The 15,043-nt window shown below is 69.0% G+C and carries 12 protein-coding genes and 1 pseudogene; 4 read left to right on the top strand and 9 right to left on the bottom strand.

The window, feature by feature from the left end:
• Positions 1–301: 301 nt before the first annotated feature.
• Both QFZ67_RS37055 and QFZ67_RS37060 read right to left on the bottom strand, forming a co-directional pair.
• Positions 302–1,786 carry a UDP-N-acetylmuramoyl-L-alanyl-D-glutamate--2,6-diaminopimelate ligase gene (locus tag QFZ67_RS37055; protein WP_307665419.1) on the bottom strand — a complete coding sequence of 495 codons (1,485 nt, stop codon included), beginning with the start codon at positions 1,784–1,786 and terminating at the stop codon, positions 302–304.
• Between the two features lie 753 nt (positions 1,787–2,539).
• The gene (locus tag QFZ67_RS37060; protein WP_307665420.1) at positions 2,540–2,821 is read right to left on the bottom strand and encodes a hypothetical protein; all 282 of its coding nucleotides are present in this window, start codon (positions 2,819–2,821) and stop codon (positions 2,540–2,542) included.
• 184 nt (positions 2,822–3,005) lie between these two features.
• On the opposite strand from QFZ67_RS37060, the gene QFZ67_RS37065 reads away from it, so the two are divergent.
• Positions 3,006–3,467, top strand: a complete 462-nt coding sequence (locus tag QFZ67_RS37065) for an SRPBCC domain-containing protein (RefSeq protein WP_307665421.1) — start codon at positions 3,006–3,008, stop codon at positions 3,465–3,467.
• Between the two features lie 257 nt (positions 3,468–3,724).
• On the opposite strand, the gene QFZ67_RS37070 is transcribed toward QFZ67_RS37065, so the two are convergent.
• The 6 genes and pseudogenes from QFZ67_RS37070 to QFZ67_RS37095 all read right to left on the bottom strand — a co-directional run.
• A complete protein-coding gene (locus QFZ67_RS37070; protein ID WP_307665422.1) occupies positions 3,725–4,333 on the bottom strand; it encodes a TetR/AcrR family transcriptional regulator in 609 nt (202 codons plus the stop codon).
• A 22-nt stretch (positions 4,334–4,355) separates the two neighbouring features.
• Positions 4,356–5,894, bottom strand: a complete 1,539-nt coding sequence (locus tag QFZ67_RS37075) for a carboxylesterase/lipase family protein (protein WP_307665423.1) — start codon at positions 5,892–5,894, stop codon at positions 4,356–4,358.
• A gap of 198 nt (positions 5,895–6,092) precedes the next feature.
• On the bottom strand, positions 6,093–7,070 hold the full coding sequence (locus QFZ67_RS37080; protein WP_307666105.1) for a zinc-binding dehydrogenase: 978 nt from the start codon (positions 7,068–7,070) through the stop codon (positions 6,093–6,095).
• A 278-nt stretch (positions 7,071–7,348) separates the two neighbouring features.
• Entirely contained in the window at positions 7,349–9,061 is a 1,713-nt protein-coding gene (locus QFZ67_RS37085) for a glycerol-3-phosphate dehydrogenase/oxidase (protein ID WP_307665424.1), read from the bottom strand.
• 96 nt (positions 9,062–9,157) lie between these two features.
• Positions 9,158–10,675 carry a glycerol kinase GlpK gene (gene glpK / locus QFZ67_RS37090; RefSeq protein ID WP_307665425.1) on the bottom strand — a complete coding sequence of 506 codons (1,518 nt, stop codon included), beginning with the start codon at positions 10,673–10,675 and terminating at the stop codon, positions 9,158–9,160.
• A 54-nt stretch (positions 10,676–10,729) separates the two neighbouring features.
• A pseudogene (locus QFZ67_RS37095) lies at positions 10,730–10,996 on the bottom strand (aquaporin); the annotation flags it as partial.
• Between the two features lie 858 nt (positions 10,997–11,854).
• On the opposite strand from QFZ67_RS37095, the gene QFZ67_RS37100 reads away from it, so the two are divergent.
• Complete coding sequence (locus QFZ67_RS37100; protein WP_307666137.1) at positions 11,855–12,052, top strand: hypothetical protein; 198 nt, start codon at positions 11,855–11,857, stop codon at positions 12,050–12,052.
• A gap of 169 nt (positions 12,053–12,221) precedes the next feature.
• Here QFZ67_RS37100 and QFZ67_RS37105 read toward each other — a convergent pair whose 3' ends face one another.
• Positions 12,222–13,109, bottom strand: coding sequence for an MIP/aquaporin family protein (locus tag QFZ67_RS37105; protein WP_307665426.1), 888 nt, complete (start codon positions 13,107–13,109; stop codon positions 12,222–12,224).
• A gap of 855 nt (positions 13,110–13,964) precedes the next feature.
• On the opposite strand from QFZ67_RS37105, the gene QFZ67_RS37110 reads away from it, so the two are divergent.
• Entirely contained in the window at positions 13,965–14,516 is a 552-nt protein-coding gene (locus tag QFZ67_RS37110; RefSeq protein WP_307665427.1) for a hypothetical protein, read from the top strand.
• Positions 14,517–14,600: 84 nt separating this feature from the next.
• On the top strand, positions 14,601–14,864 hold the full coding sequence (locus tag QFZ67_RS37115) for a SpoIIE family protein phosphatase (protein WP_373430175.1): 264 nt from the start codon (positions 14,601–14,603) through the stop codon (positions 14,862–14,864).
• The last annotated feature ends 179 nt before the right edge of the window (positions 14,865–15,043 follow it).

Raw genomic sequence — 15,043 nt, forward strand, 5'->3', positions numbered from 1 at the left:
GACTTCGTAGGCTACGGAAGAAACTCTAACCATGCGAGAGCGTAATTTCTACCTTTGACACGGCAGATTTTCCTGGTCAAGGAGAGAAAATAGCTTCGCACTGCCGCAGCTCAGGGGGAGCCGGGGCCACCGCGTCGCGACGAGCTCCCGGCTGCGGGCCCGCCGCCCCGCGGGCGTACCGCCAGGTCACGCGAGCCGCGTCGATGCGCTCGGTGTCCAGGTGTCGCCGCGGAAGAGCCGGCGGCCGAATAATCCAGCCTGCCGCTGTCGTGAGGCGGCGGCATGAGGTACGTAACTACTGCTACTGCGCGGTGAGTTCACGCACCGTAGCCATGTCGCTGAACGACAGCAGCTGTTCGCCGACGATCTGGTACGGCTCACTCCCCTTCCCGGCGACAAGGACGATGTCGTCAGGTCCGGCGCTGGACAGGGCGAAGTCGATGGCCTGGCGGCGGTCCGCGCACCGCTCGAAGCGGGTGCCGGTCGCCAGCAGGCCGGGCGTGATCTGATCCAGGATCGCCTCGGGGTCTTCGTAGCGCGGGTTGTCGGAGGTGAGGACAACAAGGTCGGAGAGGGTCCCGGCGATTTCACCCATCCGTGCGCGCTTGGTGGTGTCCCTGTCGCCGCCGCAGCCGAAGACGGTGATGACCTCTCCGGTAGCGAATTCCCGGATGGCGGTGAGGACTTTCTCCAGCGAGTCGGGGGAGTGGGCGTAGTCCACGATGACGGACGTGCCGCCGGTGGTCTGGAATCGTTCGAACCGTCCAGGGACCGGTGGCATCCGGTCGAGCGCGGCGACCAGTCCGGCCAGGTCGTGTCCCAGAAGGTGGCAGGCCGCCACGGTGGCCAGCGCGTTCGCCACCGAGAACCGTCCCGGTACGGGGATTGCCGCCGGGTACTTGTATCCGGCGTGCTGGAGGGTGAAGCGCGTGCCGAAGGCGTCCATGGTCAGGTCGCTCGCCCGGTAGTCGGCCTCGGCGTCGATGGCGTAGGTCGTGACCGCCCCCGGCATCATCGCGCCGATTCCCGCTCCCACAGGGTCGTCCGCGTTGACTACTGCGCGCCGGCACAGTCCTTGGAACAGGCGCAGCTTGGCATCCCGGTAGTTCTCCATGGTGCCGTGGTCGTCCAGGTGGTCCTGGGTGAGGTTGGTGAAGATGCCGACGTCGATGAAGGCGTGGTCCACCCGGTGGGTCAGCAGACCCATCGACGTGGCCTCCAGGACTACGGTGCTCACCTCACGGTCGCGCATGTGTCCCAGCAGGTACTGGAAGTCAGGTGACTCCGGTGTGGTCAGCACAGATCTCGGCATGGGGATCAGTTCATCGCCGATCCGGCTGCCGGCCGTCCCGATCACGCCCACCCGCGCGCGTTCGGCGATGCGCAGCACGGACTCGACCATGTACGACACCGATGTCTTCCCGTTGGTGCCGGTGACGGCGACCATGTCCATCTCGCGCCCGGGCTCGCCGTAGTAGCGGGAGGTGACGACCGCGGCCGCCATACGCGTGTCGGGGACCCGTACGACGCACACTCCGGCTCCCGTGGCCTGCACCGCCGCCGGGAGATCGGACACCGAGGCGTCGACGAGTACCGCCACGGCGCCGCGCGCCAGGGCGGGGCCGACGGCTTCGGGACCGCCTTCGCGGTGACCGGGCACCGCGATGAACAGGGACCCGGGCGAGACGCGATGGGCGTCGAAGCATGTTCCCGCGGTGATGTGCGTCTCCGGATCGCCCAGAAGGACCTCGTGGTCGTGCCCGGCCAGCAATTCGCTCAACTTCACAGGGGGTCCTCTCGGGGGGTGCGGACGGGCTGGATGTCTGCCGTCGCCGGTAGTGGCGACGGCACGTCGAGCAGCCGCGGGAATGGTGCAGGGATGCGGGGTGGCGGGGGACAGGCAGTGGCTGGGTGTCCCCGGAAACCGGAAGAACCGCAGAAATCGGAAATCACCAAGAAGGCGGCCGCGAGTGGTGCCGGAAGGCTCCGCGGGCGGGGCGGGAGAAGAGGATCGGACCCGGTTGGTCAGGAAGTGGCTAGCCGTGGCCGTGCAGCGCGCGGCAGCGAGTCGTCCTGGGCGTAGTGGGGCACAGCGCGCGCGGGGCCCCTCGCAGGCACTCCCTCATCGCGTGTGTGCAACCCATGGGTGGAGTGTACGTCGCGAAGAGCGGCCCCGATCCCGCCCGCGGGCCACCCGGCCCGCTGGGCGCCGGCGTGCGCACGGCGGGGACTCGATCTACTCACTCCAGGGCCCTGTCACCTCGCCGGGCCGACCGTCGACGGCGGGGGAGCGGCCGCTCTGGACGAAGACCTTGAGCAACGTGCACTCGGCTGCCCAGACCATACGGGAAACGACCTCTGCATGGACGCGGCAGCGACCGCGCGTCTCGGACACGGCGGCGGACACGAACTCCTCGCGTATGCACGCCAAATGGCGCGGGCCACTGCGTGATGCGCACTCAGGTCCTGTGCAGGCCGGCGAAGGGGTGGGATCGGCGTGCCGCCGGAGCCGTGGAAGCACAGCCGATTTGAAGCCCTGTCAGACCTCCATCACGGCATCGCACTGGGCACAGACGAGCGGCGCGTACTTCGGTGTGTACCACGATGAACCGGGTTGCTCCGAGGGCTTCCAGGATGCCGCTTCCATGGCGAAGGTGTCCTTACCGCACAGGGTGCGCGGCCCTGGAGTGGTGGAGGAGCCGGGAGCGGCGTTCGCCGCGTGCACGCGGCGAACGGGTCGCTCCTCAACCGGTGAAATGCCGGTGGAGGATCGCGCTGCAGGCGGCTGATCGAGCTCATACATCACGAAGATCTCGCTCATGTCCCGACGGTAGGCCGATACGGCGGATCATGCAGCGGGGACGCGGGCAGATCGCCGCGCACCGACCAGCGGCAGGCGGACCCCCGTCCCAGGCTCCGCCGCTGGTCGTCGGCGCGGTTTCGGGCCCCAAGCCCCCGCCACTCCTACCATGTGTATGCCAACACCTTGGTCCAGGAGGTTCGTGATGACGCGGGAGGGCGGCCTGAGACTGCGTATGCGGCGTGTCCTCATCGGCGCACCGCTCTCGGTCGTATTCCGTGCGTTGACCGAACCGCAGGAACTGTCGAAGTGGTGGGGCCCTGATGGGTTCACCATCCCGAGTGTGGAGAGCGAGCTCCGGCCAGGGGGTGGCTATCGGATCGCGATGCAGCCTCCGGAGGGTGAACTGTTCTATCTGGCAGGGGAATTCCGCGAGGTCGCCCCTCCAGAACGTCTGTCCTACACGTTCCGGTGGGAGGATCCAGACCCTGAGGACCAGGAGACGGTGGTGACCCTGTCGCTTCGCGAACTCGGCGCTACGTCGTCGGAGCTGGTGCTCACTCAGGGTGACTTCGCTACGGAGCGGCGCCGCGCTCTTCACGAGGAAGGCTGGGCCCAGGGGCTCGACAAACTCGAAGCGCTCGTATCGTCGGCGGCGTCGCCCTGAGATGTTTGCCGTGTGACTGGGCGCTCTGCCGGAGCTGGTTTGCTGGTTGGGGGGCTCTCGTACCCGCCGCCCGCTTCCGGATGGTGCTCAGCACCCGGTGACGTGGCACGTGCCGCCTGATCATCCACCTCCCAGCTCTACCGGGCGGCTCGCGGAACACAAGAAGGCCCAGGCGTACCCCCGGCGCCGTCGAACAAGCGCACGTCGTAGGCCTGGTTCTCGCGCCTGCGTGAGCACCGGGGCGAGGTTCTCGTTGGTCAAGGTCGGCAGACGCGTTGTACGAGGTCCTGCCAGCCCTGTGAGAGCCGCTCCTCGGTCTGGTGGGCGGTTTCGGTGAGGTCGGATGCCGACAGGTGGAGCAGGAGGGGGCCGTCCAGGGCGGCGGTGAGCTGGACGGCCAGGACGTCGAGGTCGGCGGCGCCGAGGTCGATCCGGCCCAGCAGCATGCGGATGTGGATCCGGGAGAGGCTTGTTTCTGGTCCGGCCGGTATGGGCTGGCTGCCGTCCAGGGCGGCGCGGGCGATCTCGCGGTGCCCGATCAGGAAGCCGATCCGGGCCCGGCCGTAAGCGATCAGGCGGTCCAGCGGCGCGGCGCCGGGGCCCAGGGGTGGCGGCCCGGACAGTACCTGCTCCTGGAAGGCCCGCTCGTCGTCGTCCAGCAGTGCCTGGAAGATCCCCGCGCGGGTGCCGAAGCGGCGGAACACCGTCCCTTTGCCCAGGCCTGCCCGTTCGGCGAGCGCGTCCATGGTCAGTCTGTCCGCGTCCTGCTCGGCGAGCATCTCGCGGGCCGTGGTCGGCAGATGCAGCCGGTTGCGTACGGCGCACCCGCTGACGCAGCCCCCGGAGCAGCCGAGTGGGCCCGACACACGTTATGTGTGGGGCAGGCCGCTACCGGTCGATCAGCGGCACCACCGGAAAGGCGTGGTCCTGCCAGAGCAGACGGGAGGTCTCCTCCGGGTAGGCGGTGAGTGCCGGTCGGGTGTCGAAGACCTGCACGAGGCGTTGCTCGGCGTCGTACGCGGGCCAGCCGGGGTCGCCGTGGGCGGCGAACGCCGTCCACGCGGCGCGGATGTGCGCGGACAGCGCCTCTGCCTCCGGGGAGGGGTTTTCGCCGATCAGCATGGCGGCTTGCCCGCTGCTCAAGTTGCCGAAAACGAGCGGCACGTCGAGGCCGTGGCAGGCGCCGAGGGCACCACCCATACCTGGGGCGGGCCAGGTCAGCTCGTAGACGTGCGCACGGCCGCCGACGGCGGTCTGCACCTGGGCGAGGTGGAGGGTCGGCATGCGGAACAGCCAGTCCGAGTTGACCAGTTCGTACAGCTCGTCCGGTTCTGCGGCCGGGAAGCCGTCGCGGTACCTGCGTGCGCCGTCCGGGCCGGGGGCGAAGACTCGTAGGGCGGTCGCCGCATGCTCCTGGGTCACCTGGCCGAGCAGGCCATCGAGCGCGGTGAACAGCCGGTGCTCGTCGCGAGTGTGGCCGACGACGAGTTCGACGTCCCGGCCGGCGCCGTCGGCCAGGGCCTGCCAAGGAGTGACCGGCAGAACATCGCCGTCGACGACGGGAGAGAACGGGATCGACCTGTGCGCGACCTGGCCCCAGCGCTCCACCCACTGGGCCATCTTGGCGGCGACCGCATCACCGGCGGCGGGCAGCAGGGCCGGGGCCACGGTGGACAAGTCAGCCACCGTGGGCCGCAGCCCCAGCTCGGAGGCGCAGGCGGCGGCGATGTCGGCGGCGAGTGCCGCTGAGAAGAACGTGCCCGGCACGCTCTGCGCGACGGCCCGACGAAAGAGCCCGGCCGCACGCGGCATCGCCAGCAGCCCGGCGACCGATCCGGCGCCAGCCGACTGGCCGAAGACCGTGACCCGGTCCGGGTCGCCGCCGAAGGCCCGGATGTTGTCGCGCACCCACTCCAATGCGGCGACCTGGTCGAGTAGGCCCCGGTTGGCGGGCGCCCCCTCGATCTGCGCGAAGCCCTCGATGCCCACACGGTAGTTGAAAGTCACGACGACGACGCCGCCGTCCCGCGCCAGGCGGCCGCCGTCGTATTCGGGGAGGCTGGACATGCCGATCACGTAGGCGCCGCCGTAGATCCACACCATCACCGGAAGCCCCGCACCCGGGTCCGGCTCGGGCGACCAGACGTTGACCGTCAGCCAGTCATCGCCCGCCGCGTCCTGCGACAGCGCGTCCATGCCGAACGCACCGGCCTGCGGGGGCGGGGGGCCGTACGACACGGCCGCCCGCACGCCGTCCCAGCCCCGAACCGGCCGCGGTGCGGCGAAACGGAGCGCGCCGACCGGCGGCTCAGCGAACGGGATGCCGCGGAAGACCGCCAGGCCCGCCTCGCGGCTTCCGCGCAGTGCCCCTGCTGCCGCGCGGACTTCGGGCTGGGGCCCGGACGACTCGGACGGGGCAACGGTCATCACAGCTCCCTCTCTGGGCAGGTCGGGCGTGATCAAAGACGCTCCCGGCCTGACATCGCGGATCATCCCGCCAAATCAAGATGCGGGCCAACCATTTACGGGGCACTGAAGAATGACGGGTCGAGTACCTTCTACGACTACATGGCCAAGGCCCTGACCCGCGAGTTGGGTCGGCTGCCGTGGCCCCGTGCCTGTTCGTTACGGGATACGTACGACGACCTTGCCGGTGGCCTGATTGGTCTCCATGTACTGGTGCGCGGCGGCGATTTCCTCCAGCGTGAAGACGCGGTCCAGGTTGGCGTGGTAAGTGCCCTCGGACACGGCGTCGACGATGTGCTGGAGGGCCTCGGTGCCGGCGGAGCCCTGGAGGTCCTGGCTGTGGAAGGCGGTGAGCTTGGTGCCGGAGGGGATCATGGCGACAGGTTCGAAGTCGGGGATGGCCCATACGCCGCTGAGCATGCCGGTGACGCACACCGTGCCGCCGCGGGCTGCCAGGTGGAGGGAGTCCACGAGGGTGGGGGCGCCCACGAGGTCGAGGACGTAGTCCGGGCCGCCCGGGCGGATGGCACGTACCTGGTCGGCGATCGCGCCGGTGTCCACCACGACGTGGTCGGCGCCACGGGCAGCCAGCAGCTCCGCCTTGGCCGGACTGCGGGTGGTGGCAATGGTCTCCAGCCCCTGGTCGGCGGCCAGCGACAGCGCGGCCATGCCGACCGACGAGGTGCCGCCGCGCACCAGCAGTGTGCCGCCGCCGACGATGTTCAGGGCGGCGAGCGAACCGTATGCGGTGAGGTAGGTCTCGGGCAGCGCGCCGAAGGTGGCCCAGTCCAACGTGGTGGACACCGGCATGAGCAACTCGTCGGGCAGCAGCGCGTACTCGGCATAGCCGCCGTCGAAGGCGCGGCCCATCTCGCCCATTACAGCGGCCACCGTGGTCCCGGGCGGCAGCCCGGAGTCGGACGACTCGGCGACCACGCCGACACACTCGATGCCCAGCACCCGGGGGAAGCGGACGCTCGGTGAGTGGCCCTGCCGGGTCATCAGCTCCGAACGATTGAGCCCGAACGCCTTGACCTGCACCAGCGTCCAGCCGGGCCGCGCCGCGGGCCGCGGGACGGTCCGCACCCTCAGCACCTCGGGCGGTCCCGGCCGCTCGACAACGGCCGCCTTCATCATCGTCTCCACGTCTGTTCCCTCTCTGTCCAACAGCGCCGTACAGGTCCTGCAACCCATTCGGGACAGCAGATCATCCGTGCACGGGCAATACGGACCGCACCGACGACAGTGCATGGGCGAGGGCGTGGCAAGAAGAAGCGGCTTTGCGGCGTTGTGCGACCAGCGCGCGTTTTCCCGAGGCGTCCGGCGGAGGGCTCCCGACTGCCCCGAAGCGTTTGGCTCCGCTCGTGAGCGGCCGGACAGGTCCTGGCAGGTCCGCTCTTGGCTTTCGCCCCCGCTCAGCGCACCGGGATGATGTCGGGGGCGCCGAGTCGTACCGCGTCGGCGGTCTGGTCGTCCGGCTGTTGCTGGGCCTCGCGTTCGGCCGCCACCCGCTTCAGGTAGTGGTCGACTTCGCGGTCCTGCTGCGCCCGGTCCCACCCGAGGTGAGGTGCCATCAGTTCGGCGACGGTGCGCGCCGCGTCCACGCCGCGGTCCCAGGACTCGATGGAAATCCGGGTACGCCGGGCGAGCACATCGTCCAGATGGCGGGCTCCCTCATGGGTCACCGCGTACACGGCCTCGACGCGCAGATAATCGTCGGAGCTCGGCAACGGCTCGCCGAGTGAGGGGTCGGCCCCGACCATGTTGAGCAGTTCGTGCACCAGGGAGCCATAGCGGTTCAGCAGGTGCTCGATGCGGGCGACATGCAGCCCGGAGCGTTCGGCGAGGCTGTGCCGGGAGTTCCACAGGGCCGGATAGCCGTCGGCGCCGAGCAGCGGAACGCGCTGTGTGACGCAGTCGGCCACTTTCTCGTCCAGGCCGCGGGCCGCCTCGTCGACCGCGTCCTTGGCCATCACCCGGTAAGTCGTGTACTTGCCGCCGGCCACCACGACGAGCCCGGGGACCGGATGCGCGACCAGGTGCTCCCGGGAGAGCTTGCTGGTCTCCGCGGCCTCGCCGGACAGGAGCGGGCGCAGACCGGCGTACACGCCCTCGACGTCCTCCGCGGCCAGCGGCGTGACCAGAACGCGGTTGACGTGTTCCAGCAGGTAGCTGACGTCCTTGGAACTCAGCGCGGGATGGGCCTTGTCCAGTGTCCAGTCGGTGTCGGTCGTCCCGATGATCCAGTGCCGCCCCCAGGGAATGACGAACAGCACGCTCTTCTCGGTGCGCAGGATCAGCCCGGTGTGGGAGATGATCCGGTCACGCGGGACCAGCAGATGCACGCCCTTGGAGGCGCGGACGTGGAACTGGCCGCGGGTGCCGGCCATGGTCTGGGTGTCGTCGGTCCACACGCCGGTCGCGTTGATGACCTGCTTGGCGAGCACCTCGGTCTCGTTGCCCGTCTCCAGGTCCGTGACCGCGGCGCCCACCACCCGCTCGCCCTGGCGCAGGAAGCGGCTGACGCGTGTGCGATTGGCGGCCAGTGCCCCGTAGGCGGCTGCCGTACGGGCGAGGAACATGGTGTGCCGGGCATCGTCGACCTGGGCGTCCCAGTACTGGATCGCGCCGGCCAGGGCGTCGGAGCGCAGCGCGGGCGCCTCGCGCAGGGCCTGGCGCTTGAGCAGGTGGCGGTGGCGCGGCAGGCCGCTGGAGGTGCCCGAGGCGGCGGCCATGGTGTCGTAGAGCAGCACGCCGAGGCCTACGTAAGGGCGCTCCCAGACCCGGTGTTGAAGCGGGTAGAGGAAGGGCACCGGCCGCACCAGATGCGGGGCCAGGAGCTGGAGCAGCAGCCCCCGCTCCTTGAGCGCTTCGGCGACCAGCCGGAAGTCCAGCATCTCGAGGTAGCGCAGGCCGCCGTGAATCAGCTTGCTGGAGCGGCTGGAAGTGCCCGAGGCCCAGTCCCGGGCTTCGACGAGGCCGACTCGCAGGCCCCGGGTAGCGGCGTCGAGGGCTGCTCCGGCGCCCACGACACCGCCACCGACGACCAGGACGTCCAGCTCACCTTCCCCCAACCTGACGAGGGCGTCCGCGCGTGCCTCGGGCGAGAGAGCCACCGGATTCACCATCGGACTCCTATCGGACTCCTATCGGACGCCTACTCGTGCTGCCTCGTGCGCTGCGCCCGTGGCCGGGGGCATCCCGCGGGCGCCGCGGGCCTGGGCCTATTCGACCTTGGCCCAGTCGAGCGTGCGCTCCACCGCCTTCTTCCAGCCCGCGTATCCTTCCGCGCGCTGCTCCTCGGACCACTCGGGCTCCCAGCGCTTGGACTCCTGCCAATGGGTGCGCAGCTCGTCGGTGTCCCCCCAGAAGCCGGTGGCCAGACCGGCCGCGTAGGCGGCACCGAGCGCGGTGGTCTCGGCGACGACCGGGCGGCTGACCGGTACGCCGAGGACATTGGCCTGGATCTGCATGCACAGGTCGTTGGCCGTCACGCCGCCGTCGACCTTGAGCACGTCCAGATGGACGCCGGAGTCCTGCTCCATGGCCTCCACCACGTCGCGGCTCTGATAGCAGATGGCTTCCAGGGCGGCGCGCGCCAGGTGGCCGTTGTCGTTGTACCGGGCGAGGCCGACGATCGCGCCGCGGGCGTCGGAGCGCCAGTACGGGGCGAACAGGCCCGAAAAGGCGGGGACGAAGTACATGCCGCCGTTGTCCTCGACCGTGCGGGCCAGCGTCTCGCTCTCGGCGGCGGTCTTGATGATCTTCAACTGGTCGCGCAGCCACTGCACCGCGGACCCGGTGACCGCGATGGACCCCTCCAGGGCGTAGATCGCCGGGCTGTCGCCGAACTGGTACGCCACGGTGGTGAGAAGACCGTGCTGCGAGCGGACCAGTTCGGTGCCGGTGTTCAGCACCAGGAAGTTGCCGGTGCCGTAGGTGTTCTTGGCTTCGCCGGGCGCGTAGCAGACCTGCCCGACGGTGGCCGCCTGCTGGTCGCCGAGCACCCCGGTGATGGGGATGGCGGCGCGCAGCGGCCGGGAGGTGCGGGTCTCCCCGAACGCCTCCCGGTGGGAGGACGGGCTGATGGTGGGCAGCATCGCCCGGGGGATGTCGAAGAAGCCCAGCAACTCGTCGTCCCAGTCGAGGGTTTCCAGGTTCATCAGCATGGTGCGGCTGGCGTTGGTCACGTCGGTGGCGTGGATTCCGCCGTCGGGGCCCCCGGTGAGGTTCCACAGCACCCAGCAGTCCGTGTTGCCGAAGAGGGCATGGCCCTGCTCGGCCGCCTCGCGGACGCCGTCGACGTTCTCCAGAATCCACTTGATCTTGCCGCCGGAGAAGTAGGTGGCCGGCGGCAGTCCCGCCTTGCGGCGGATGACGTCGCCCTGGCCCGAGCGTTCCAGGGCGGCCGCAATGGAGTCGGTGCGGGTGTCTTGCCAGACGATGGCGTTGTAGTAGGGACGGCCGTTGCGGGGGTCCCAGACGACGGTTGTCTCCCGCTGGTTGGTGATGCCGATCGCCGCCAGGTCGGACGGGGACAGGTTCCCGTGCCGGAGGGCGTTCTGGATCACCGAATTGGTGCGTTCCCAGATCTCCACCGGGTCGTGCTCGACCCACCCCGAGCGCGGGAGTATCTGGGCGTGCTCCAGCTGGTGCTTCGCCACTTCGTTGCCGTCATGGTCGAAGATCATGAAACGGGTGCTGGTGGTTCCCTGGTCCACTGCGCCGACGAAGTCCGCCATGGCAATGCCGCCTCTCTTGTGGGATGGACTGGTTGCGGCCTCACGCAGGGCCGGTCAGCCCTCGGGGGTCGGGACGCGTCCGAGGGCTCCGGCTCCGCGGTCGGCAGGAACCGGCTGATGAGGAACTTGTACAGGAACGCTCCGAGCAGGGCCGCCGATCAGCGGACCGATGATCGGCACCCAGAAGTAGAAGCTTCCGCACTGATCTCGCCACGCTCCGCCGTACCCGGTGAAGAAGCTGGCCAGCCGGGGACCGAAGTCACGAGCCGGGTTGATTGCGTATCCCGCGTCGGTGCCCCGGCCCATGCCGATGCCTACCATCTTCGGTTGCGGTGTGGTGGCTCAAGTGGCCGCCGGCGGAGCACCCACGGATCCCGACGCTGTCGTGATTTCGAGGCCGCCCGGGGAGGATGAGAATCAGAGTGTCGGCGAATTCGGCTGAAAGCTCGCCGACCAGCCCTGATCTTCTAAGACGCTCAGCCATGGGAGCCCGCTTCCTGCCGGCTCAGGACCGGCCGTCGCTTGCCCGAGTCCCCCAAGACGTCATCGTATGACGATCAAGAGTCGGCCGCATGCGAGGCGGCGTGGTCCCGCACTCGACCGGCTCGGAGACCGACGCCCGCGTCGTCGCGGGGGAGGGAGAGAGCGGCGCGGGGAGCCCACGGGGCGATGCCGAGCGGCATCTCCGGTTCGAACCCTGACCACAGCCGTCAGCCGACCTTTAGGGCGCCCGTCAGCGGGAAACCGCAGTTAGGAGCCGTGAAACCGGCTCGTGTCGGCCCAGCACCTGATGCGCTTGGTGAAAGTGCTCACCACGCCATGTCGAAGGCGAAACTGTATGCGGCGGTCCGGCGTGGCCGCCGTGGCGGCTTGGCGCCTCGAGATCGGCACCGACTCCTGGCCCGGGCGCAGCACGTGCCGCCGGACCGGGACACCTCGTCGGTCAGGCACTCGGGGTCTGGCAGACGGGGCAGATCTCGTGGCGGCCATCGTTCACCACGCTCCCCCAGCCGCGGCACTCGTCGCAGTCGCGAGCTAGGGCGATGTTCGCTCGGGGGGCGGGAGCGTTGGGGTGGGCTCCAGTGGGCATCAGGTCGTTTTCCTCGGGTAGAGGGCTATGCATGGCAAAACTATGACATAAGGCGCATAAATATGCAAACCGGCGTTGGGTCCGGCGCGGTGGGCAAGTCGGCCCTCGTGCGATCAGCCGATGCCTGTCAGCGCGCCTGCTCGGGCATGCAGTTTTTGTCGAACGAGCAGTTCAATCAGGCGTTCACGATGCACGGCACCGTGATGCTGCTGAAGGTCTCCCGGACCGCCTTCTCGCCCGCATCACCGGCAAGCCTGGTCCCCGCGCGCTCCGCGACGCTGAGCTGACGGAGCAGATCACCAACGTCCACATGGGATCGCGTGGAACCTACGGCGCACCGCGTGTCGCCGGCTTCACGAACTGGATCATGCCGCTGCAGACCGGCGCCTGATGTGGCTTTCCCCCGGTGGAACGCGCTCGCGGCGGTTCCGTGTTGCCCCCTACTGGGCAATACATCTAGGGCTCTTCGGTGGCGGGTCCTTCTTCGGTCAAGCCGTTCCTGGCCTTGATCAGCGGAGTGATGAGCAGGTCGTACACGACGATACCGATGACTCCGCCGATGAGTGGACCGACAATGGGAATCCACCAGTAGCCGCTGAACCATTCGAAACTCCCGGGGAGGGCAATAGATCCCCAGCCTTCGAAGAATGTGAACAATCGGGGGCCGAAGTCCCGTGCGGGATTGATCGCGTACCCGGCGTTGGTGCCGAAGGTCAAACCGATCGCGACGACCACCAGGCCGATGAGGAACGGGCCGAGATTGGACATCGGAGCCGTATTGCGGGTGTCGATGAGTGCACAGATCAGCAGAAGCAGGATTCCGGTCCCCACGATCTGGTCGAGCAGGGGTCCCCACCATGAAGCTCCGAAGTATTCGGCGGGGAATGTGGCGAAGATCGAATATGTGCCGAGAGATTTGTCCCGCGGGACTCCCGCCTTGGCGTTGGCCGCGTCGATCGCCCACCTGTAGGACGCGTAGACGAGCGCGGCGGCGACGAAGGCGCCCACGACCTGCGCCAGCCAGTAGGGCAGGACCTTCCGCCAGGGGAAATCCCTTCGAACCGCGAAGGCGAGGGTCACCGCGGGGTTGAGGTGGGCGCCGCTGATGCCGCCGGCCACGTATACGCCGAATACCACGGCGAGGCCCCAGCCCCACGAGATGATGAGCCAGTTGTCGGCCCCGAAGTCCGCGGTTTGTCGGCCTGAGCCGGGCAGACCGACGACTGCGACGGCCACCGACCCGATGCCCAGCAGAAGCAGGACGAACGTTCCCAGGAACTCGGCAACCATCTCACCGCCGAGGCCTTCTCGATAACCGCGTCGATGCACAGTGCGTTCAGCCATCGGCTCTCCCTGGTCGGAATGGAACATACCTGCCATCGGAAACGTAGGCGGAGGGGAGCCCAGCGGAGTGAGCCTGCTGGCGAGTCCCCAGAATTTCCCCCCGGTGGAGCACAGCCGAGCTGCGCCAATTGCCCGGCGGAGCGCTGAGCCGAGCCGGGGATCGCCGAACGGCCCACAAATCGACGCCGATTAGTGCCTAAGGTCCGGAGAGGGGACGTACGTGCGGCTGCCCGACGTATCCGCGTCCAGCCGCGCTGCGGAGATTCAGGCGGCGACGCGGCCCGGGAGCGGCAGCAGTCCGGCGCCGAGCCGGCGTGTCGACTCCAGGACGTCCATCGGATGTCCCAGGCCTTCTGCCCTGGCGGGTTCGGTCGGGCATAACAGATCCTACAAGGACGGGTGTTGGCGCACCTCACCCCTCCGGGCGGCGTACGTGGAAGAGTCGGCGGGAGACGGGGTTGGCGGGCTCGGGAGCGTCAAGGACGTCGATCCGTTCAACGACGAGACCGTGGCATGTGAGCAGGGAAGGGACTCCCAGAGGTCAGGTGTGAGGACCCACATGTGGACTGTGGGTCGGCCGCCGCCGGCCAGCGGCAGGATCTCGGGGCGCGGCGTAATCGGGCTGGAGGGCGGCGTTCCGGCGGAGTTGGTGTGCAGGACGGAGAACAGCAGGCGGCCGCCCGCTTGAGGGCCTGAGCGAGGGCGGGGAGGAGGTCGGGTTCGATGTAGCCAAGACGGTGGACGGAGTAGATCAGGCCGTACGGCTTGGCGCGGCGCAGGTGCGTCACGGCATCGGCCAGCACGAAGCGCACCTCGCGCTGGCCGCCGTAGCGTGTGACGGCCCGCTTATGCTGGGTGGGGGAGGGAGTCCACGGCATCGATCAGCGCACTGCGTTCGCGGGCGACGAGCGCCGCGAACTAGCGATCAGCGTGACCACCGCCACCTACAACCAGGCCTGGGGCATCCTTCAGGTCTATACCAACTTCCTGGCTCTGGCCCTGGTGTCCGTGGCCGGATACATCATGAGCAGCGCCGTGCAGACGCGAGGCAGAGCGAGCTCGACCAGGTTCGCCGGATCCCCCGTGGCGGCCCAGGGGGTCGTACTGCGGGCTGTACCCGCGCGGCTGGGCCCGGTCCGGGCGGCCAGCCTGTGCCCCGCAGCTGGGACGGGGGCACAGGTCGGCGGTGATCTGTACGAGGCCGTGGAGACGCGGTACGGCGGCCGGATGATCGTGGGGGATGTCCGGGGCAAGGGGCTGTCTGTCATGCGCGCGGTCGCGGTGGCGCTGGGCGCGTTTCGCGAGGCCGCGCACTGCGAGGATGACCTGGTGGAGGTCATGAACCCTGCGCGGCCGCGCCGCGACGGGAGATCGCCGTCCCGGGTGCGTACGCTCAGGAAGTCCTGATGGAGGGGTTCACCACCGCGCTCGTGGCCCAGGTGCCGGACGAACCCGTGGTGCCTGGTCAACCGTGGCCATCCGCCTCCGCTGGTGCTGCACCAGGGCAGGGGTCAGGCCCTGATGCCCGCCTCGCCACTGCCGCCTCTCGGCCTGGAAGACCTCTTCAACGGCCCTCCCGCCAAGCCCGAGAGCTATCCGTTCGTACCCGGCGACCGTCTGCTGCTGTACACCGACGGCGTGATCGAAGCCCGCAATCGCGACAACGACTTCTTCGCCCTGCCGGAGACCATGGAGGGGATACGCGCCGGCGCGCCACCCCGCCGGAGTCCCTGGAAGAACCGCACCAGGCATTGATCCGCCACACTGAGGGTCCCTTGGCGGACGATGTGGCGATGATCCTCGTTGACCGGGCCGATCAAGAAGTCGGCAAGCAGATCGGCGCAGCTGCCACCTCCTCACGTGACAGGCCGCATTGACTGCCTCCCGCAGGGCTCCCACCTCTGCGCGGGCGGCCTGCCCGCCCCGAGCGGCAG

The sequence above is a fragment of the Streptomyces sp. V1I1 genome (assembly GCF_030817355.1).
Lineage (GTDB): Bacteria > Actinomycetota > Actinomycetes > Streptomycetales > Streptomycetaceae > Streptomyces.